At 60.8% G+C, this 20,849-nt stretch carries 13 protein-coding genes; 8 read left to right on the top strand and 5 right to left on the bottom strand.

What is annotated here, in order from left to right:
• Window positions 1-81: 81 nt before the first annotated feature.
• The 4 genes from CE491_RS23790 to CE491_RS23775 all read left to right on the top strand — a co-directional run bounded on the left by CE491_RS23790 (window position 82) and on the right by CE491_RS23775 (window position 6,344).
• Complete coding sequence (locus CE491_RS23790; protein WP_234407668.1) at window positions 82-2,616, top strand: TonB-dependent receptor plug domain-containing protein; 2,535 nt, start codon at window positions 82-84, stop codon at window positions 2,614-2,616.
• Between the two features lie 72 nt (window positions 2,617-2,688).
• Window positions 2,689-3,855, top strand: a complete 1,167-nt coding sequence (locus CE491_RS23785) for an LLM class flavin-dependent oxidoreductase (protein WP_110950777.1) — start codon at window positions 2,689-2,691, stop codon at window positions 3,853-3,855.
• Window positions 3,856-4,084: 229 nt separating this feature from the next.
• On the top strand, window positions 4,085-5,161 hold the full coding sequence (locus CE491_RS23780) for an LLM class flavin-dependent oxidoreductase (RefSeq protein WP_110950776.1): 1,077 nt from the start codon (window positions 4,085-4,087) through the stop codon (window positions 5,159-5,161).
• A complete protein-coding gene (locus tag CE491_RS23775) occupies window positions 5,154-6,344 on the top strand; it encodes a JmjC domain-containing protein (RefSeq protein WP_199885234.1) in 1,191 nt (396 codons plus the stop codon). Before CE491_RS23780 ends, CE491_RS23775 begins: the two co-directional genes overlap by 8 nt.
• Before the next feature lie 34 nt (window positions 6,345-6,378).
• Here the strand turns inward: CE491_RS23775 and CE491_RS23770 are convergent, their stop codons facing one another.
• From CE491_RS23770 to CE491_RS23755, 4 genes are all read right to left on the bottom strand, one after another.
• Window positions 6,379-7,971, bottom strand: a complete 1,593-nt coding sequence (locus tag CE491_RS23770) for an ABC transporter substrate-binding protein (RefSeq protein WP_110950774.1) — start codon at window positions 7,969-7,971, stop codon at window positions 6,379-6,381.
• 181 nt (window positions 7,972-8,152) lie between these two features.
• Entirely contained in the window at window positions 8,153-10,696 is a 2,544-nt protein-coding gene (locus CE491_RS23765) for a TonB-dependent receptor plug domain-containing protein (protein ID WP_110950773.1), read from the bottom strand.
• 277 nt (window positions 10,697-10,973) lie between these two features.
• Entirely contained in the window at window positions 10,974-12,203 is a 1,230-nt protein-coding gene (locus CE491_RS23760; protein ID WP_199885233.1) for an SfnB family sulfur acquisition oxidoreductase, read from the bottom strand.
• 49 nt (window positions 12,204-12,252) lie between these two features.
• Entirely contained in the window at window positions 12,253-13,842 is a 1,590-nt protein-coding gene (locus tag CE491_RS23755) for an ABC transporter substrate-binding protein (protein WP_110950771.1), read from the bottom strand.
• 331 nt (window positions 13,843-14,173) lie between these two features.
• Here CE491_RS23755 and CE491_RS23750 point away from each other — a divergent pair, with 331 nt between their 5' ends.
• The 4 genes from CE491_RS23750 to CE491_RS23735 are packed head-to-tail and all read left to right on the top strand — an operon-like array spanning window position 14,174 to window position 19,111.
• Window positions 14,174-15,193, top strand: a complete 1,020-nt coding sequence (locus tag CE491_RS23750; RefSeq protein WP_110950770.1) for an ABC transporter permease — start codon at window positions 14,174-14,176, stop codon at window positions 15,191-15,193.
• A gap of 4 nt (window positions 15,194-15,197) precedes the next feature.
• Complete coding sequence (locus CE491_RS23745; RefSeq protein WP_110950769.1) at window positions 15,198-16,241, top strand: ABC transporter permease; 1,044 nt, start codon at window positions 15,198-15,200, stop codon at window positions 16,239-16,241.
• Window positions 16,238-18,028, top strand: coding sequence for an ABC transporter ATP-binding protein (locus CE491_RS23740; RefSeq protein WP_110950768.1), 1,791 nt, complete (start codon window positions 16,238-16,240; stop codon window positions 18,026-18,028). Before CE491_RS23745 ends, CE491_RS23740 begins: the two co-directional genes overlap by 4 nt.
• A 60-nt stretch (window positions 18,029-18,088) precedes the next feature.
• Complete coding sequence (locus tag CE491_RS23735) at window positions 18,089-19,111, top strand: aldo/keto reductase (RefSeq protein ID WP_110950767.1); 1,023 nt, start codon at window positions 18,089-18,091, stop codon at window positions 19,109-19,111.
• A gap of 193 nt (window positions 19,112-19,304) precedes the next feature.
• Here CE491_RS23735 and CE491_RS23730 read toward each other — a convergent pair whose 3' ends face one another.
• A complete protein-coding gene (locus CE491_RS23730) occupies window positions 19,305-20,546 on the bottom strand; it encodes an MFS transporter (protein ID WP_199885232.1) in 1,242 nt (413 codons plus the stop codon).
• Between the last annotated feature and the right edge of the window lie 303 nt (window positions 20,547-20,849).

The following is a 20,849-nucleotide window of genomic DNA, read 5'->3' as shown; positions in this document are numbered from 1 at the left end:
AGGTACCGCTCTTCATAATCCTTGTTAGATGGCCAGGAACATCCACCACGCCAGCAATAAATTGATTTTGCAGGTAGTCGCATGAATGCTCATATCAATACCCCTCGCTCACCACTCGCGTTGATGGTGTCCATTGGCGTGATGACGCTGTGTGGCAGCGCAGCAGCGTTTGCCGACGACACCGCGGCCAAGAACTCTGCACAATCGGGCAAAGGCGAGGACGCACTGGAAACAGTGGTCGTGACCGGTTCGCGCGCCGAAAAACGCACCGTGGCCCAGAGCCTGGCGCCCATCGACGTGATCAGCGCCGATGACCTGGCGCGTTCGGGCAAGCAGAACCTGCGCGACGCCCTCGCCGCGCAAGTGCCTTCCTATACCAACGACGCAGGCTTCACCGGTGCGACCGGGATCGCGGTTAAATCCGCGACCCTGCGTGGTCTGGGTGGCAACGCAGTGCTGGTGCTGGTCAACGGCAAGCGCCGCCACAACACGGCGCAGATCTTCCATCAGTCCTCAGCCACCTCCAACGGCCAATCGCCGGTGGACCTGGACCTGATTCCGGTCGCTGCGGTCGATCACATCGAAGTGCTGCGCGACGGTGCTGCGGCGCAATATGGGTCGGATGCCATTGCCGGGGTGATCAACATCATCCTCAAACGCAACAAGAGCGGCGGCCAGGCCACTGCGCTGTATGGCCAATATGGCGAGCGGGAAGGGCACAAGGGTTTCTACGGCGCTACCGGCCAGACCTCGGTCAACCAGGGTTTCGAGTTGCCCAACGAAGGTTTTTTCAACCTCAGCGCCGACATCAAGATTCAGGAAACCAGCAACGCCGCGGGCGCCGTGCCTGATCGCACCAAAATCTACGCCGGCAACGATCCACGCGAATATGGCGAGAGCCGATATCGGCAGACCATGGGTCAGCCGCGGGTGCAGACCTACAACACCTCCTACAACCTGGATCTACCGCTTAACGACGACCTGGATTTCTACTCGTTTTCGACCTTTAGCCACCGAGATTCCACAGGCTTCGGTACCTATCGCACCGCGGTGTCGGCACAGAACGTTCCCGAGATCTACCCGGACGGTTTCCAGCCCAAGTTCCGCTCAGTGGAGGACGACTTCCAGGGCGTGTTCGGCCTCAAGGGCCAGGATGTTCTGGGCTGGGACTGGGACCTGTCGAGCAGCTGGGGCCGCAACGACCTACACCTGCACAATGACGACTCGCTCAACGCTTCGTTCGGCCCGGACAGCAAGACCGATTTCGACAACGGCGAGGCGATTTTCAGTCAGTGGACCAACAACCTGGACATCACCCAGGCGTTCGACACTGGCTTGTTCAAGGAGCCGTTGCATGTCGGCGCCGGGATCGAATACCGCGTAGACAGTTATCAGATTCGCAAGGGCGAATATCAGTCGTATGCCGACGGCGGCTATGTGTACCCGGTTGGTTCGCCTAACGCGGGCAAGCGCCCGAACTCAGGTTCTGCCGGTTGGGGCGGGTTCAGCCCGGCGGCCGAAGGCAGCTGGGATCGTAGCAACACAGCAGGCTATGTCGACTTCACCCAGAAGCTGACCGACAAATGGGAGCTGAGCCTGGCCGGGCGCTACGAGCATTACAGCGATGTTGGGGACACCACCAGCGGCAAGCTCTCGACCCGTTATCAGCTGACACCGACCTTCGCCGTGCGCGGTACGGTCAACAATGGCTTCCGTGCGCCGTCGCTGCAACAGCAGCACTTTTCATCGAGCACTTCGGCCTGGGGTGTCAGCCCGATCACCGGCCAGTTGCAGCAGCAGGTCACCAACTATGCGGTGCCCGGTTCAGCGACTGCCGTGGCGCTGGGCTCTAAGGAGCTGAAACCAGAGAAATCGCAGAACTACAGCGTCGGTTTTGTCGCAACCCCATCGAAGAACCTTGATCTGTCGGTTGACTTCTACCAGATCGACATCAAGGACCGCATCCTGCAGACCAGCTCCCTCAGTGGTCTGAACGATCCCAACGTCGCAAACCTGCTCGCCGCCGCCGGGCTGAGCACCAGCCAGGCCGTTTCGTATTACGGCAACCTGGCCGACACCCGCACCCGCGGCATCGATCTGGTGGGTGACTACCGAACCGATTACGGCCCTTGGGGGCGTGGCAAGTGGACGCTGACCAGCACTCAGCAATTGCAGGAAATCCGCAGCATCAAGGAACCGGACTCGCTGGCCGGGACCGGGGTGTCCGTACTCGGGCGCGACAAACAGGGCAACCTGGAAACCGCGTTTCCAAAGAACAAGACCGCGTTGCAACACACCTGGTACATCGACGACTTCGAGGTCTCACTCAAAGAAACCCGTTATTCGGCGGTCACCGGCAAGAGCTACTACAACGAAAACCGCGACGAGAAGATCAAGCCGGCGTTCATCACCGATCTGGACGTGGGGTTCAACGTCAGCGACAGCCTGAAAGTGTCGGTGGGCGGCCTGAACATTTTCAACGAGCGCCCCGAGCAGCTCTCGCAACAGGCCAAGCAGTATTACCTGTTCCCGGTCGATAGCCCGGCCTACAGCTGGTACTCCCCGTACGGTGTTGATGGCGGCTACTACTACGCACGACTCGATTATTTCTGGTAACCCCGGTGGCCGTCGGTACGCGTCCGACCCGACGGCCCAGCCTTTCAATCACCTGGAAAAAAGGAAACCGAAATGGCTCAAGCACAGCTCAACCCCACGTTTGAACGCTCGGCATTTCCCAGCCCGACCGATCACGCTGACAGCCCACTCAGCAAAGCCCTCAAGCAGCCGTTGTTGCTGGGCGTGTTCCTCAACATGCAGGACATCCGGCTGACCAACCATCCGACATCCAACACCTGGACCTTCGACTACAACGCGCAGATCGTGCAGCAGGCCGAAGCGCTGGGCTTCGAACTGGCGTTCAGTCGCACGCAATGGTTGCCCAAGGGCGGCTATGACGGCGAGGCTTCGCTGGATTCGTTCATCGCCCTCGGCGCGATGGCGGCGATCACCAAGAGCATCCTGCTGGTGTCGACCATTCACGTGCTGTACGGCCCGTTGCACCCGCTGCACATCGCCAAATACGGTGCGACCCTGGACCACATCGCGAAGGGCCGTTGGGGTATCAACATCGTCACCGGGCATCGTCCGGTAGAGCACGAGATGTTCGGCCGTCCGCAGATCGAGCATGACCAGCGCTACCAACTGGCGGGCGAGCTGTTCGACGTGCTGAACACCCTGTGGAGTAGCAACGAGAATTTCACCTACGAAGGTCAGCACGGCTGGAGGATCAAGGACGGCTACATCACGCCCAAGCCGCTGTATGGCCGGCCGATTCTGGTGACGGCGACCGGTTCAGAGGCCGGGATCGACTTCGCCACAAGCCAGTCGGACCTGATCTTCATCACCAATTCGTCTGGCTCCGGCATCCGCGAAACCCTGGAAGACATCCCGGCCCACGTGCAGAAAATCAAGGCCCGAGCGCGGCAGTTCGGGCGTGAGGTGAGGACCATCATCAATCCGATCATCGTCAGCCGTGACACCGAAGAAGAAACCCGCGCATACCTGGAAGGCATCATCGGCAACAAGATTCCCGGCTCGTTCGGTAACCACAAATCCTACGCCAGCGATGCCCACGCCTGGCGCGGCCGCGCCGAAGGCTCACGCAACACAGGGCTGGGGCTGGGTGGCAACATCGAAATCGTCGGCACTCCCGAACAGGTGGTCGAGCAACTGGTGGCCTTGAAAGCGGCCGGGATCGACGGCGTGCAGTTGAATTTCCATGACTTCGCGCAGGACCTCAAACATTTTGGCGAACGCATTTTGCCGTTGCTCAAAGAGGCCGGGCTGCGTCTGTGAGCTTGACCAGAAACTGCTCTTGCCTGCGATGGATGACCTGTGGGAGTGAGCTTACTCACGAAGAATGACTTTCAGGCGCTAACGATGCAGCGAATCCACTGGACTCTTCGTGAGCAAGCGCACTCCCACAGGGTTTGGGTCGCCGGGTAATCAGGGGCCCAGAAACCTGTGTGCTGCGGGTCTGCGTTTGAATGGCGCTCATCAATCAATATCTCATCAGGAGCAAACCATGACCCTCGAATTCATCGGACACACCGGTAGCCGCAGCGGCGCGGAAGTCATCGAGGCCAGCGGGCCGGTGATCGACAAGGCCTATATCCAACACATGGCGCACACCGCCGAGGCCAACGGCTTTGACCGCCTGCTGATCGGCAGTTTCGCTACCTGGCCGGACAACAACCAGATCGCTGCCTACGTACTGCACAACACCGAGCGATTGGGCGTCATGCTCGCCCATCGGCCGGGGTTCGTGGCGCCGACGGTTGCCGCGCGGCAGCTGGCGACCCTGGATCAGTTCAGCGAGGGCCGTTTGGCGGTCCACATCATCAGTGGTGGCACGGATGTCGATCAGCAGCGCGACGGGGATTTTCTCGAGCATGACGAACGCTATGCCCGTACGGCCGAATATCTGACGGTGGTCAAGAGGGTCTGGCACAGCGAGCAGCCGTTCGATCATCAGGGCGATTACTACCGGGTCAAAGGTGCGCTTTCCACCGTTAAACCGTGGCTCAGCGCTGGCGTGCCGATCTTCTTCGGCGGGTCTTCCCAGGCCGCTTTCGACGTCGCCGGCCAGCACGCTGAGGTGTACGCGCTGTGGGGCGAGTCGCTGGCGCAGACCGCCGAAACCATCGCCAACGTGCGCAAGGCTGCGCAACGCTACGGGCGCGAGGATCAGATCGATTTCCTCCTGGCCTTTCGTCCCCTGGTGGCCGACACCGAAGAAGCCGCCTGGGCACGCAGTCGCGAGCTACTGGCCGCTGCCAAGGCCAAGTATCCGGCAGCCCCCGTGTTGCATCAAAACGTCGGTTCGCAACGACTGCGTGATGCGGCAGAGCAAGGCGCAGTGCTGGATCAAAGGTTGTGGACCGAGTTCGCAGCGGTCACCGGCGCCCATGGCAATTCCACCGCCCTGGTCGGCACCGCGCAGCAGGTGGCCGATGCGCTATTGGAGTACCACAAGCTTGGCGTGAACAAATTCCTGATTCGGGGGTTCGATCCGGTGCCGGATACGCTGACATTCGGCCGCGACGTCATCCCGTTGGTGCGCGCCGCCGTGGCCCGCCATGCCGTGTCCCGTCATGCCTAAGCCGAGTCTGCTCGATCAGCTATTCGGGGATGCTGCGACCGCTTTCGTTGCTGGCTGGCCGTCCGAAGTACGCATTGATCACGGCGATCCGGCACGTCTGCCCGCGTTGTTTCAGCAGTCGATTCTGCAGAATGTCGAACAGCTGGCTGACCGTTACCGCGGGCGCCTGTCATTCGGGCGAGGGCTGCGTTCCCCCAAGACTTTCGACAGCAACGCCAATGCCGCCAGCCTGCTGCAGCTGGGGCTGACGGTGTTCTTTCAGGATGTCGCGGGCAGTGTGCCGGGCGCGGTCCCCTTCCTGCGGCAGTTGGAAGTGGAACTGGGGGTGGTCGCTGGCAGCGCCCGTCTGAGTGCTTTCGCTTCATCCGGCGACGATGGCGTGTCCTGTCATTACGACGCCGAAGAGGTGATTTCCATTCAACTGCTGGGTCGCAAGACGTTCCATGTCGCGCCCATGACCCAGATCGAGCACCCCTACGGCGCGCAGTTCGGCCCGGAGATGGTGGCTGTCGAGAACCTGTACGAGCAGGCGCGTGAGGGCTTCCCCGACACGACCGACGCCAATTTTTCAATTCATACCCTGCAACCGGGGTCGGTACTTTATCTGCCGCGCGGCACATGGCACCGTACCGAAGCGCAGGAGCCTTCGCTGTCGCTGAGCATCGTCATACGCCCGCCGGTACTCGCGGACGCTTTGCTGGGCTGGCTCAAACCCTGGTTGCTGGGCGATGCACGCTGGCGTCGGCCTTTGTACGGCGACCGGGATCAACACAGCGTTGCATTGAAACCCTTGCTTGGTGAGCTGGCGCAACGGCTGACCCAGGATGCTGAAGCGCCAATCCTCAGTTGGAGTTCGGCACCCGCGGTTGAAACCACTGACCTGCTGCGTGTACCGGGTTCACGAATCACCTGGCTGGAGCCGGCTATTGGCGCGCCTGCGAGACTGCGTCTGCAGGTCCACGCCCTGGATCAGGACTGGCGCGAACGCGTCACCCTCGATACCGAAATCCCCGCCGCGCTGTTGTCGGCAATCGCCTGGATCGACGGACGAGTGACAGCGTTCAGCCTTGAGCAGCTGGACCAGCAGCTCCAACAATTACCGGGTATCGCCCATGCTGATCTGCGGCAACTGCTGGATCTACTGGTCAAGGCCCACGCTCTGCGCCAACTGGTGCCCCGCTAGCGGGGACTCATTTCTTTAGCCCTGGCGCAGCACTTTACCCAAGCCGCACCGCTGACAAATTGCCGATGAAGCCGCCGCCGGTTGAGTCGGTGAGATTGACCACGTTGCTGCGCGCCAGCAACGCATCCTCGGTGGAGATGATCGGAATGCGCGGCAGGTCCTCCAGCACCCTGCGCTGCACTTGGTGATACAGGTCCCAACGATGCCTGGGGTCGTTGTCCACCTGCGCCTGTTCGAGCAGCTCGTCGACTTCGCTGTTCACATAGTGCGTGGCATTGGAGTACGCCACGCCCGACTGGATATTCTTCGACCAGTAAAAACGTTGCAGACCGATGGCCGGATCAGGCGCGGTAGAGGCGGGGGACAAGTTGGTGTCGAAGTCGTAACGGCTATACACCCGGTCGATGAACTGGGCGTAATCCTGATTGCGAATTTCCAGTTTGATACCGATCCTGGCGAAAGTGCTGCGCAGGAAGTTTGCGGTCTGTTGGTAAACCGCCGACGGGCTGGGATCGTTCTTGATGCGCAGGCGAATGCCGTCCTTGTCTTTCTTCAGGCCAGCAGCTTCCAGCAGGGCCTCGGCGCGTTTCAGGTCGAACGGATACTGCGGCACATCGGCGCTGTAGAACTGCGGGAAATTTTTCGGGATAGGCGAGTCGGCCGTGGTGCCCTGGCCCAGCAGGATGTTTTTGAGGATGAACTCCTTGTCGATGGCATGGGCGAAGGCCTGACGCACCCGTAGATCCTGAAATTCCGGTCGTTGCAGGTTGAACTCCAGGGCCATGATGCCGGTGCCGCCGTAGGTGTTGAGGCGGTCGTGGATGGTCAACGCCGGGTTGGTTTTCAGCCGCTTGATTTCGCTGTTGGACAGGGTGTCGGCGTAGGCCACGTGAACGGCCCCGGTTTCCAGTGCGGCGGAGACCGACGACGGGTCGGCGATGAAGCGATAAATCACCTGGTTGAGCAGCGGTTTACCCGGTTGCCAGTAGTTGGGGTTGCGTTCGAGGGTAAGGTAGTTACCGCGCACCCACTCCTTGACCCTGAACGGACCGGTGCCGACCGGCGCGGTGTTGGCCGGGTTGTTGAGGATGTCGCTGCCTTCGTACAGATGGCGCGGCAAGACTTGCGAGTCTCGCGCGTTGAGGGCGCTGAGCAGGTAGGGCGTGGGTTTGGACAGGTTCCATACCGAGGTCAATGGATCGGGGCTGTCGACGCTTTGCACATTGGGGAACGCCGAGCGGCCGCGGGAGCTGTACTTCTTCCAGACTTGCAACACCGAGAACGCGACGTCCGCAGAAGTGAAGGGTTTGCCGTCATGCCAGAGCACGCCGGGGCGCAGCTTGAACGTCACCTGCAAACCGTCCGGGCTGAACGTCCAGCTTTCGGCGAGTTGCGGCTGCGGGCCGTTGTCGGGGCTGAGGTAGAGCAGACCGTCGAAGATTTTCGGGGAAATCAGCTGCGTGGCAGGCGCCGTGGTCAGGCCCGTGGTGAGCACCGTGGGCTCGGGATACTGCGCGATGATCAGCGTGCCTGCGGCACTGTCGGCGAAGGAAAAACGCTGGCCCAAGAGGCCATAAATGGCGGTTGAGGCCAGGGAATAGCTTAGGAAGGTGCGTCTTGTGGCCATGCGTATCGATTTCCTGTCGTTGTCGGTTGATCCGGTTACTGCATTGTCAACGCGGCGATCTCGACACCTGTAGGAGCGCGCTCGCCCGAGATGTGGTGGCTGCCGCGCCGCGATGGGTCATTTGAATTGGCCATTCGCGAGCGAGCACGCTCCTGCAGAGGTTCTGCGCAGGCGTGGACCGTCACCAGTCATAACTCACCCGCGCGTAGTAAAAGCCCCCACCAATCCCATACGGCGTATTGCGGTTGGCGTATGGGTCTTCGTGGTTGATGGTCGAGGCGAGGCTATCGGGCTGGTTCGGCGGGCGTTTATTGAACAGGTTGTTGGCGCCCAGGGTGGCCTTGATGTTGTCGGTCACCAGATAGCTGATCGCGGCATCGGTGATGAACGAGTCGCTGGTGGTCGAGTCCTGGGCGCGGTTGAGCACGTTGTTCACCGCGCGAGTTTTCGAGTAGTAGTGTTCGGTCAGTTGCACCTGGAATTTGCCCAGCTGCCAATCCAGCGCCGCGCGGACGATGTTCTGCGGCAGTGCTTCTTCCAGCAGCGTGATGCGCTCGCGGTCGAGCAGGCTCAGCCCGGCGTTGGTCAACACCGCCGGGTCATCGACGCTCTTCACTTCGTTCTTGTTGCGCGCGTAGGACAAGGCCCAATGGGCGCGGCCGTACTGGTCGTAATCGGCGTCGTAGTCGAGTTTGAATTCGATCCCGCGGGTCTGGGTGTCGCCGAAGTTGGTGAAGTAGCGCACTTGTTGCTGACTGGTCAGCCCGGCATTGGTCAGCGCCTGGGCGACTGCCGCGTTGTTGAAACCGTTGAATGCCCCGGTGAGGAAAATTCGGTCGCGAATATCGATCTGGTACACATCCACCGACGCTGAAAGCCGGTCTGTGGGAGTGAACACCAGGCCGAAGCTGACGTTGGTCGACTTCTCCGGTTTCAACTTCTTGGCCCCCAGCGCCTGAGCGGCGGGCGAGTCCGGGCGCAGGGTGTCGTAGTAATAGGAAATGTACGAGGTATTGGTGATCGGATCATTGACCGGCTGCACCGTCGCGCTCTGGTAATTCTGTTCTGCCAGCGACGGCGCGCGAAAACCATTGCTCAAAGTGCCGCGCACCGCGACCTGCTCGTTGAACTGATAGCGGTTGGAAAACTTGCCGGCCACGGCCGAGCCGAAGTCCGAATAGTCCTCATAACGAACGGCAAATCCGGTATCCCACTTGGCCGTGAGCTTCTGCGCCAGATCGATGTAATAGGCTGTGTTATGCCGCGCTTCGTCGAACGCGAACTGTGGGCTGAACCCGGTGAGGAACGCCGAGCCGGCACCGGCCAGCTTTGCGCGCAGATTGACCGCAGGGTAATCGTCGGGATAGCGATAGCCGCCGCCGGCATAGGAGTAATACTCGCCCGGTCCCAGTTCGAGCGTGTCGTAGCGGTATTCGGTGCCGATGGTCACGTTCAGGGGGTCGGCGAACAGGCCTGTGTCGAATACCCGCTGGCCGGAGAGCGAGAGAATGCTTTCGCTGAACTTCAGGTCCCCGGCGTGCATGTTTTGCAGCGGCAGCAGCGCGCCGAACGACGGGTTAGTGGTGTTGAGGATGTTGATGTCCGCTCGATTCTGGCCGTAGCTCAGCCCGGCGTCCCAGCTCCAGCCCAGAATGTCCTCGGCCTTGATGCCAAGGTTCAGCTGCAGGTCTTCTTCCTTGGTCTGCAGGCGCGAACTGTAGCCACCGGGGGTGGTGATGACGTTGGCGGTGGCGTTGGTTTCCGAGCGGAACGAGCCCTTGGCTTCGGAGGTGCGCGGGGCATAGGTGGCAAAGGAATACAGCGAGAGATTGTCGTCGAGCGGCAGGCCGATGTTGTAGGCGAAACTGGCGCTTTCCTGGATCGGCACGACTTCGTAGTTTTCCGGCACATTGCGATTGGCCGTCGCTTCCCGGGGATCGTTTGGCGCGGCGTAGATCTGCCAGATCGATTGCGTTGGTTGCTTCCACGGGCCAACGGTGTGGCTGTCGCCGGTCTTCAGGTACGACAGGCTCAGGTTGGCGAAGCCGCCGTTTTCACCCAGCGCAAACCCGGAGTTGAGGTCGCCGTTGTAGGTGGCGCCGGCATCACCCAGGTTGCCGACCTTGGACACATCGTGGTTGTACTCGCCATAGGAGACGGCCGCCGAGCCACCGGACGAGGCCGACTTGAGGATGACGTTGATCACCCCGGCGATCGCGTCCGAGCCGTACTGCGCGGCGGCGCCATCGGTCAGTACTTCGACTCGTTCTACCGCGGCGATGGGGATCAGCCCCAGGTCGGCGGCGGAAGAGCCCAGCGTCGCGCCGCCACTGTTGTTGATCATCGAGGTGCCATGACGGCGTTTGCCGTTGACCAGCACCAGCACCTGATTGCCGGACAAGCCGCGCAGGGAGGATCCACCGACGTTCTTCGACAGGGCGCCGCCATTGCTGTTGATGTTGATGTATGAGGGCGCCACCTGGGACAAGGCCCGACGCAGATCACTGGCGCCGGTGGCGCGCAACGCATCGCCTTTGATCAGTTGCACGGGGGCGAGGGCCTTCAGGGCGGTGGTTTCGACACGGGAGCCGGTCACGACCACCGTTTCGAGTCGATCCTTCTCATAGTCGGTTTCAGCTTTGGCGGTATCGATCGGCGCAAGACCGGCTGCGCCCACCGATAAAACGACGCCAAGGGTGTGGCGCCTGGAATGGAATGAAGACATCGGATGTGTGCCTGGTATTGCCTCTGCATTCTTCACTGTGTGTGCAGTAATGGTTCGACGCTGGCGGGTTGGGCCTGGCAGATTTGGGTGTTGTGTTGGCGGCTTGATTGGCTGTGGTTTTTTGGTCGTGTTGATCCCTCAGCAATGACGACGGATTTTCAGTTGACGCCGCGATCTCGGTGTAGGGGCGCTTTCCGCGAAGCGATGGCTGTCGTGCCGCGCTCGTATCGCCGGCACCGGCCATTCGCGTGCAAGCGCGCTCCTGCAGGGAATTGGATCAACCGCCCAACAAATGGAATTTCCCGATGAGATTGAATTTCCACGCCACCGGGTCGTGGACGGTGTGGGTGCGGGCATTGCGCCAGTGGCGGTCGTAGCCGTATTCCAGGCGCGTAGAGCTGGCGCCGCCGAGCTGGAACAGCTTGTTGCTGGCCAGCAGCGCGGCTTCGGTGGTGAGAATCTTCGCGGTGGCCAGTGCCGACGACACCCTGGCCGACGGCCCCGGGCCTTGCTCGGCGGTCACCTGATCGAACAGCGCGGCGGCCTTTTCCAGCACGGCTTCACCGGCATGAATTCGCGTGTGCAGATCCCCGATGATCTCCAGCACATAAGGATCTTCCGCCACCGCTGTCACGCCGGTCCGCGCATAGGGTCGGGCGTGCTCCCTGACATACTCCAGGGTGTCGCCAAACGCCGCGCGGGCGATGCCCAGGTCCAGCGCGCTGTGGAACAAATCGGGAATGCCATAGGTGTTGGCGCTGACCTTGCCCTGTTCGGTGTCCAGCACATGGCTGTCCTCCACGCGTACGTTGTCCAGCAACAGCGTCCCGCTGGCGGTGGTGCGCTGGCCGAAGCCATCCCAGTCGTCGACGATGGTCAGGCCCGGTGCGTATCGATCCAGTACAGCGGTTTTCGACTGCCCGTTTTCATCCACGCAACCGATGGAAATCAGCTGCGAAAACAACGCGCCGGTGGAGTAGGCCTTCGAGCCATTGACCCGGTAGTGATCGCCCTCGCGAGTAATCTGCGTGCGCGTGGTGCCAGCGGGCAGGCTGCCGCCTTCGGCGTGGCCATTGCCCCAGCGATAGCCTTCGAGAATCTTGCCGAAGAACAGCGCTTTCTGTTCCGGACGACCAACCGCTTCGATCACGCTGCAGGCCAGGATAATACTCAGCATCAATTGCCCGATCGAAGCGTCCGCCTCACCGATGATCGCAACCACCTGGGTCAGTGTCCGGTACGAAACCTCCGCGCCGCCGTACTCGCGAGGCACCCTGATCGCCAACAGACCGCTCTGGGCGAAATCATCCAACTCCTGCCACGGCAATTGCCGCTCGACGTCACGGGTCTGGGCGTTCTGCCTGAAGGCGGCGGCCAGGCGTTCGGCCGTTTCCACCGCTTCGCCTTCACTGCTGATGACGTGCGCCGGCCGGCTGGGCGCGGTCACCTTGCGTTCGCAGAGCTGGGTGTGTGGCAAGGCTTGTCGGGCGAACGATGTGTCGGTCATGAATGTGGTCCTGGTCCTTGGGAGCATGGGTGAGCCGGCTGGCGCAGCATCACGCCTGATAGCGAGCATCGGCAAAGTTGCCGTACAGCGCCTCTGAGGAATTGAAGAAGTCCTTGAGTCGCTTTTGCGTGACCACTACGACCGTCGGCGAGACCAGGGGAATCTTCGGCAGGTCCTTGAGCACTATCTGCTGGAACTCGGCATACAACGCCTTGCGCTTGGCCGGATCGACTTCGCCCTGACCTTGGTCGAGCAGCTCGTCGACCCGTGGGTTGGCGTAGCGCGAGCCATTGGAAAACGCGATACCGGGCTTGAAGTTCGACGACTGATAAAAGCGCTGAGTGCCCATCACCGGGTCAGGGCCGGCAGTGGCGCTGATCAGCGTGGTGTCGAAGTCGCGGCGGGTGTAGACGCGATTGACGTACTCGGGGAAGTCCTGTGAGCGGATTACCAGCTTGACCCCGATCTTCGCCAGATTGCTGCGCAGGTAATGGGCGATCTGCAGCGTTTCGTTGGCCGGGTTGGGGTCGTTGAACACGGTCAGGCGCACCCCGTCCGCGCCTTTTTTCAGGCCCGCTTCTTCAAGCAGCGCTTCGGCTTTTTCCAGATCGAAGGGGTAGCGCGGCACGCTGTCGTCGTAGAAGTCGCTCATGCTTGCGGGGATAGCGCTGTAGGCGGGCTGGGCAAAGCCGAAGTAGATGTTCTTGACGATGAAATCCCGGTCAACGGCATGGGCAAATGCCTGGCGCACGCGGACGTCCTGAAACACCGGCTTTTCCAGATTGAATTCGAACCCCACCAGGCCCGGCGAATAGGGCGCGCTGATTTCGCTGACCTGCAATTGCGGCACGCCGCGCAGGCGCTTGACGTTGCTCAGCGCCACTGAGGCCAGCTGCACCGCTTGGGTTTCCAGAGCAGCCGACGCGGCGGTGAGGTCGGGAATGATGCGGAAGATCAGGCTGTCCAGGTGCGGCTTGCCCTGGTCCCAATACTGCTCGTTCTTCACCAGATTGATCGACACGCCGCGGTCCCAGCGCTCGAATTTGAACGGCCCGGTGCCGATGGGTTTGATGTTGTTGGGGTTGGTCAGCGGATTGCCGCTGTCGTAGAGGTGTTTGGGCAGTACCTGCGCATCGGTCGACGACAGCGCGCTGAGCAGGTAGGGCGCGGGCGTCGATAGGGTGATCACCACTTGCAGCGGGGTCGGCGTCTCGACCTTGATGACCGGCGCGAATGTGGTGATTCCACGAGAATTGAATTTGCGCCAGATGTTCTGCAGGGAAAACGCGACGTCCTCGGCGCCGAACGGCTTGCCGTCATGCCAGGTGACGCCGGGACGCAGGTTGAAGGTGTAAACCAGCCCATCGGCGCTGACCTGCCAGTCGCTGGCCAGACGGGGCACCGGTTGACGTTGCGCATCGTACGACAGCAACCCGTCGAACAGCTTGCTGGTGACCGTATAAATAGTGCCGTCAGTGGTCAGCGCGTTGGTCAGCACGGTGGGTTCCGGGAACTGCGAGACCACCAGCGTCTGATTGCCGTCAACAGCGGCAAAGATGCTCGAAGCGTGGCTGGACAACCCGGCAGCGGCGGCCAGAATCATGGAGTCTTTGAGAAACGTCCTTCTGTTCAACGACATGCTGCACCTTCAATACACTTGCGGGAGGAACGCGCGCAACCACGATTCGGCGACAGGGGTTCTGCGCGGCGATTGATGTGGCGATCTAAGTGAGTGACGATCTAATGAAAAGCGAGGCGATATTCTGTTGGGCGTCAGAATCGAATGGCGAGACTAGCGGAGTTATTCCACGTGATTCAAGTGTTGGTCTTATAACTTTAAATTCAGTTTTCATTACCGACGCGATAATAAGTTTAGAACTTTTTATGCGGTGTTGGGCCGGGAGAATTGCTGTATTAGTGTTGGCCGTTGAAACAGTCCTCGTTCAATCCGATTGTTTATAGAGAACTCGATGTCGGTCCGTACTTTCTACCAGCGTTTAACCGGTCGCCTGCAAACAGGCTTTCGCGGTTCAGTGTTTCGTGCCATTCCGACAGCCGTCGGTGTAATCGTTCTCAACTTCATACTCTTGCAGATGGTACCGGGTGATGCCGTCGACGCGCTGACCGCCGAAGCGGGATCGGCCTCGGCAGAAACCAGCGCGTTGCTGCGCCAGCAATACGGGCTGGACAAGTCGTCGCTTGTACAATTCGGCGATTACGTGAATCAGCTGGCGCACCTGAGCCTCGGTGATTCGCCGCGTTATGGCATCCCGGTGCTCGATGTCATCACCCAGCGCCTGCCCAACACCCTGTTGCTGATGGGGCTGGCCCTGGTGATTTCGCTGGTGGTCGGCGTCGCGCTCGGAGTGGTAATGGCCCTGTGGAATGGCAAATGGCCGGATCGCGTGCTGTCGTCGCTGGCGTTCATCCTGTATTCCACGCCAGGATTCTGGATCGGCCTGATGGCCATCGTGCTGTTCGCGGTCAAGCTGGAATGGCTGCCCAGCGGCGGCGACGGCACCATCGGCGCGGGGCTGGTGGGGGTCGACAAGTTCGTCGACAAACTGCACTACGCGATCCTGCCGGCGTTGACCCTCTCCAGCTTCTTCATTGCCATCTATGCGCGATTGACCCGTGCGTCGGTGCTCGAAGTGCTGACTCAGGATTACGTGCGCACCGCCAACGCCAAGGGCCTGACACCCTGGCGCATCACCTGGCGGCATGTGTTGCGCAACGCATTGCTGCCGCTGACGACTGTGGCCGGCACGCATCTGGGCGGCTTGCTGGGCGGCGCGGCGGTGGCTGAAACAGTGTTCGGCTGGCCAGGCATCGGGCGCCTGACCCTCGAAGCGGTGCAAGCCCGGGAATACAAGGTACTGCTCGGCATTCTGCTGCTGTCCTCGTTCATCGTAATCGTGGCCAACATTCTGGTGGACTTGCTCCACGCCAGGCTCGATCCGCGGATCGCCTCACGGACAAAGGGGCATTGAAATCATGTCCAACACACCGGTTTCCGATCTCACCGCACCCCAACCCACCGCCGCCCTGCAACGGCCGTACGCGGCGCCGGCAAGGCTGCCTGACAGCTCATGGCGCCAGCAACTGGGCAGTTCGTTGCTCGGGCGTTTCGCGGCCTCTGCAAAAGACCCAATGGCAGATGACGAAGACCTGGCTGACGCCGAGCCGCGATCGCGCAGCCGCTGGCCGGTGTTGCGCGCATTGCTGCGCTCACCGGGCGCGGTGGCGGGCCTGGGGGTGCTACTACTGATCGTGCTGGTGGCGCTGGCGGCCGGTCATCTCTACCCGGGGGATCCCCTGGACATGGCCGGTCAACCCTTGCTGACGCCGGGCGAAGACTGGGATTTCCCGCTGGGCACCGATGCTCTGGGCCGCGATATCGCCGCTGGCTTGGCCCACGGCGCCAGGGTTTCGCTGCTGGTCGGGGTTACTGCGGCGTTGGTCAGTGTGGTGATCGGCACATTGATCGGCGCGCTGGCCGGGTATTTCGGCGGCCGCGTCGACCGCACATTGACCTGGCTGATCGAGCTGTTCCAGACCACGCCTTCCTTTCTACTGGTCGTGGTGGTGGTGTCGATTACTCAATCAACCATCGGCGTCATCGCAGTGGTCGTCGGCCTGACCTCCTGGGACACCGTCGCCCGACTGGTCCGCGCGGAGTTTCGTGCGCTGCTCAATGCTGATTTCGTACTGGCGGCACGGACCGTCGGCTACAGCACGCGCTGGATTATCTTTCGTGAAGTGCTGCCCAATGCCTTGCCACCGATCATCATCACGGCCTCGGTCATCGTCGCTTCGGCCATTCTTACCGAGTCGTCGCTATCGTTCCTGGGTGTCGGCGACCCCAATAAAATCAGCTGGGGCAGCATGATAGGCACCGGTCGCGACATGCTGCGCAGTGCGCTTTATCTGACGGCGATTCCCGGAGCGGTTCTGGTGATCACGGTGTTCAGCCTGAATCTGGTGGGCGACGCTCTGATCAGCGCTTTGAATCCAAGACTGCGTGGGAGAACGGCATGAATGCTGTAGCCAACATTGATGACCAGGGTCAGCCGCTGCTGAGCGTTTCCAATCTGCGCGTCAATTACGGCGACTATCAGGCCGTCAAGGGGATCAGCTTCGAGGTGGCGCGAGGCGAAACCCTGGCGCTGGTGGGCGAATCGGGCTGCGGCAAATCCACCACTGCCATGGCGATCATGCGCCTGCTGGGCGGGCGTGCCGGCATCAGCGGTAACGTGGATTTCGACGGCCAGAACCTGTCGACCGTCAGTGATCCGGTGATACGCAGCCTGCGCGGCAACGAAATCTCGATGGTCTTTCAGGACCCGATGACCTCGCTCAACCCGGTGCTGACTATCGGTGAGCAGATCGGCGAGGTGCTGCGTCGGCATCGCGGGCTGTCGCGCAAGGACGCCAGGGTCGAAGCCTTGAAACTGCTGAAGAAGGTGCGCATTCCCAACGCTGAAGGAAGGCTGGACGACTTTCCCCACAACCTCTCCGGCGGCCAGCGTCAACGGGTGATGATCGCTATTGCGGTCGCCTGCAACCCCAGGTTGCTGATCGCCGACGAACCGACCACGGCGCTGGACGTCACGGTGCAGGCGCACATCCTGCAATTGCTCAAGGACCTGAGCGAGGAATACGCCATGGGCCTGTTGCTGATCACCCACGATCTGGGTGTGGTCGGGCAGTGGGCGGATCGGGTGGCGGTGATGTACGACGGGCTGATCGTCGAATCCGGCACCACAGAGGCCATTTTCACAGCGCCGCAACACCCCTATACCAAGGGGTTGCTGGGGGCATCGTTGCGCCTGGACACCGAATCGCATTACGCCACGGCGTCGCTGCCCGAGATCAACGTTCGCCAGAACAACAGCGGCATCATCGAATTCGATTTGAACAGTCATGCCCGTTACTTCACCGCTCGCGACGCCAGCAGTGGCACGCTCGATCAGCCGATTCTCGACGTTCGCAACCTGCGCACTGAATACAAGACCAGCCAGGGCCCGGTGACGGCAGTCGATGACGTGTCGTTCCAGATCCGCCCCGGTGAAACCCTCGGGCTGGTGGGAGAATCGGGCTGTGGCAAGTCCACCCTGAGCAAGACCATTCTCGGGTTGATCAAGTCCAGTTCCGGCGAGATTCTGCTCAATGGCACCAATATCGCCGGCTTTGATGAAAAACAGCTGCGCGCTCACCGGCCGTTCGTACAGATGGTGTTCCAGGATCCGTACGGCTCGCTGAATCCCAAGCACAGTGTCTATCGGATTCTTGATGGCGTGCTCAAGAATCACGGCGTGAAAAGCGCGCAGAGCCGCAGCCAGCAGATCTTCGACATCATCCATCGGGTTGGTTTGCCGCAATCGGCAGTGTGGAAATACCCCCATGAGTTCTCCGGTGGGCAACGCCAGCGTATCGGTGTCGCTCGCGCGCTGATCCTGCGGCCGTCGCTGGTCATCCTCGATGAAGCCGTATCGTCACTGGACGTATCAGTGCGCGCCCAGATCCTTAACCTGCTGGCGGACCTCAAGCAGGAATTCGGCTTGTCGTATCTGTTCATTTCCCACGATTTGTCGGTGGTCAAGTACATGGCCGACCGCGTTCTGGTGATGCACGACGGCAAGATCGTCGAGGAGGGCGCCCATGACGGCATCTGGAAAAACGCCCGGCATGACTACACCCGCAAGCTGATCGGCTCCGTGCCCGTGCCGCGCTATGCGCTGGCCGAGGAGGAGGCCGTGCCCTATTCGAATTCGGCCTGGCAGGAACTGCCGGTGGCCATGTTGCTATCGCGATTCGCGGTTTGACTGTGATGTTTCAACAACGGTTGTTTCAAAAACGATGAAAGATCAATTAAGGGAGTGAACATGAGCGCTATCGAATACCGAAATCTGGGTCGCAACGGCATCAAGGTTTCGCCTATCACCCTGGGCACCATGATGTTTGGCGGACAGACCGACGAGAGCGTGGCCAAACGTATTGTCGACAAAGCCTATGAGCAGGGCATCAACTTCATCGACACCGCCAACGGTTACAACGGCGGCGCTTCCGAGGAAGTGGTCGGGCGCCTGATCGCCGATCGTCGTGCGCAATGGGTACTGTCGACCAAGTTCGTCAATCCCAACCCTGGCGCCATCGGCCCGAACGACCGCGGTGCGTCGCGCCACAATGTAATTCAGTCGGTGGATGCGAGCCTCAAGCGCCTGAACACCGAGTACATCGACCTGTTCTACCTGCACCGTGAAGACCACACCACGCCGGTGGAAGAAACCGTGCGCGCGCTGTCCGATCTGATTCGCGCAGGCAAGATCCGCTCTTACGGGCTGTCCAACCACCGTGGCTGGAAACTCGCCGAATTCAGTCGGGCAGCCGATCTGCTGGGCGTGGAGCGTCCTGCTGCGAGCCAGCCGTTGTACAACCTGGCCAACCGTCAGATTGAAGTCGAGCACCTGCCGGCCGCCGAATACTACGGCATTGGCGTGGTGTCCTACAGCCCGCTGGCACGTGGTGTACTGACTGCCAAGTACGATCCGACCCAGCCGCCGTCCGAAGGCACCCGTGCCGGTCGCAACGACAAGCGTCTGCAACAGACCGAATGGCGTCCTGAATCGCTCAATCTGGCACAACGGGTCAAGGATCACGCTCAGGCCCGTGGTATCACGCCGGGCCAGTTCGCCCTGGCCTGGGTGCTGAACAACCAGTTGATCACCTCGGCGATCGCTGGCCCGCGCACCGAAGAGCAATGGAACGACTATGTTCCGGCGCTCAATTACGCGTTTACCGCTGAAGACGAGGCGTTCATCGACGATTTGGTCGTTACCGGCCATTCCTCGACGCCAGGCTACAACGACCCGAGCCACCCGTTCGCCGGACGCAAATCCCGGGTTTGATCGATCACCTGTGTTCCGTGAGGGCGGGCTGTTGGTGGCTACGGTGGATCAGCGACAGACGTGCGGCCTGATTCGCCGCCTTCGTCAGCAAGCCAGCTTCCACGGGTATTCCCTCCGATTGTCCCGCAATCGTTGCAGCAATCCGGCTTGCCGGCGGTGGCGACTTGAAAGGTGCCTCCCGCAAGCCTTGCTCCTACACCTCACCACCAGACCTATCTTTTGCCAGGTTCCAGCCGCGCCATTGCGGTTGTGCCAAAAGCAGGCTGGCAATCGTGATCGCCACCAGACCCCACAAGGCAATGGTGGTGGTCACCCCCAAACGATCGGCCAGGTAGCCGCCGATCATCGTCGCCAGCGGCTGCAGGCCGAAGCCGATGATGCTGAACAAGCCCATCAAACGCCCGCGCATGGCCGGGGGCGACAGGATCTGAACCATGCTGGTGCAGGTCACCATCGCCTGGGACGTCGCCAGGCCGAACATGAATAATGCGATCAACTGCAAGACCAGCCAGCTGCTCAATGCACTGACGATCAGCCAGCCGCCCATCCAGATCAGCGTCAACGACAGCGTCAGGCCCATGCGTTTGATGTGGCTGATTACCGGTGACAGAAAAACCGCATACACCAGCGAGCCGGACGCCGCTGCAGCCAGCAGCAGCCCCGTGCGCTGCGGATTGCCTGACGCCACGGCGGGCATCAGCGCCAGGGTGCCGAGGCCGAACATGGTCAGCGTCGCGCAGCAGATATAAATGCTGCGCAAGGTCAGCGTGTCGCGAATGTGTTCCAGAGCGGCGCCAAGTGATGCCTGGCCTTGCCCGTGAGGCCGGCCCTGACTGACCGAGCGCAGGGACAGCAGCGAGAAGATCACCACCCAGTAGGAGAACCCGTTGGCCCAGAACGCCGCCGACATGCCCACCTGTGCCACCAGATACCCGGCCAGCGTCGGCCCCAGCGTGCGGCACACGTTGAGAATCATCGAGTTGATGCTGATCAGCTTGCGGATGTTGTCCATTCCCGCCAGATCGAACAGGAAAGCTTGCTGCGTAGGGAAGTAAACCGAGTTCACGCAGCCCATCAGGAAGGCAAACAGGTAGATGTGGGTCAATTGCACCTGTTCTGCCTGGATCATGGCGGCGATGACGAAGGTCAGGCCAATTTCAAGCACATGACAACCAATCAGTAGGGTGCGCCGGTCGTAGCGGTCAGCCAAACCCCCGGTAAACAGGCTCAACAGTAGAATCGGCACGCTGGAGCACAACGCGCTGACGCCCAGTGCGAACGCCTGGCCGCCGGACAACTGATACACCAGCAAGGCCATGGCGGTCTGCTGCAACCAGATGCCGATCATCGATACCGCTTGGCCTGACAGATAGACGCGAGTATGGGGCGTGCGGAGCGGGGTGAAGTTATTCAGCCACAAGGTAAGGGCAGACATCGGCACGATATATCCGGCAAGTGAAGAAAAAAGAGTGTGTTTGAAAGAGTGTCTCTGATTGGTGTATTGCTGTTGGCTGGCAAGCATAACTGTTGTCGGCGCAACACTTCGTAAGTTGCGGGCCTGATCAAGCGACGCACAGACTGCGTACCGCACTCGTTAGTGTCAATCGGTATACCGTCATAAACTCAGAACTTAACGATCTATCTGCACTTATTTGCTTTGCTTTACACTCGCTGCACCTCGCACGAGACCTATGGAGAAGACGTCCGTTTTGTTTCTATTCAATGTCGTGCGACTACG

Origin of the sequence: Pseudomonas bohemica (assembly GCF_002934685.1) — a bacterium.
GTDB classification, from domain to species: domain Bacteria; phylum Pseudomonadota; class Gammaproteobacteria; order Pseudomonadales; family Pseudomonadaceae; genus Aquipseudomonas; species Aquipseudomonas bohemica.
This window is presented reverse-complemented; position numbering and strand designations above follow the sequence as displayed.

Coding starts and splice junctions, on each gene's coding strand:
- CE491_RS23790 (WP_234407668.1), top strand. CDS start 82: ATGAATGCTCATATCAATACCCCTCGCTCACCACTCGCGTTGATGGTG.
- CE491_RS23785 (WP_110950777.1), top strand. CDS start 2,689: ATGGCTCAAGCACAGCTCAACCCCACGTTTGAACGCTCGGCATTTCCC.
- CE491_RS23780 (WP_110950776.1), top strand. CDS start 4,085: ATGACCCTCGAATTCATCGGACACACCGGTAGCCGCAGCGGCGCGGAA.
- CE491_RS23775 (WP_199885234.1), top strand. CDS start 5,154: ATGCCTAAGCCGAGTCTGCTCGATCAGCTATTCGGGGATGCTGCGACC.
- CE491_RS23770 (WP_110950774.1), bottom strand. CDS start 7,971: ATGGCCACAAGACGCACCTTCCTAAGCTATTCCCTGGCCTCAACCGCC.
- CE491_RS23765 (WP_110950773.1), bottom strand. CDS start 10,696: ATGTCTTCATTCCATTCCAGGCGCCACACCCTTGGCGTCGTTTTATCG.
- CE491_RS23760 (WP_199885233.1), bottom strand. CDS start 12,203: ATGACCGACACATCGTTCGCCCGACAAGCCTTGCCACACACCCAGCTC.
- CE491_RS23755 (WP_110950771.1), bottom strand. CDS start 13,842: ATGTCGTTGAACAGAAGGACGTTTCTCAAAGACTCCATGATTCTGGCC.
- CE491_RS23750 (WP_110950770.1), top strand. CDS start 14,174: ATGTCGGTCCGTACTTTCTACCAGCGTTTAACCGGTCGCCTGCAAACA.
- CE491_RS23745 (WP_110950769.1), top strand. CDS start 15,198: ATGTCCAACACACCGGTTTCCGATCTCACCGCACCCCAACCCACCGCC.
- CE491_RS23740 (WP_110950768.1), top strand. CDS start 16,238: ATGAATGCTGTAGCCAACATTGATGACCAGGGTCAGCCGCTGCTGAGC.
- CE491_RS23735 (WP_110950767.1), top strand. CDS start 18,089: ATGAGCGCTATCGAATACCGAAATCTGGGTCGCAACGGCATCAAGGTT.
- CE491_RS23730 (WP_199885232.1), bottom strand. CDS start 20,546: ATGTCTGCCCTTACCTTGTGGCTGAATAACTTCACCCCGCTCCGCACG.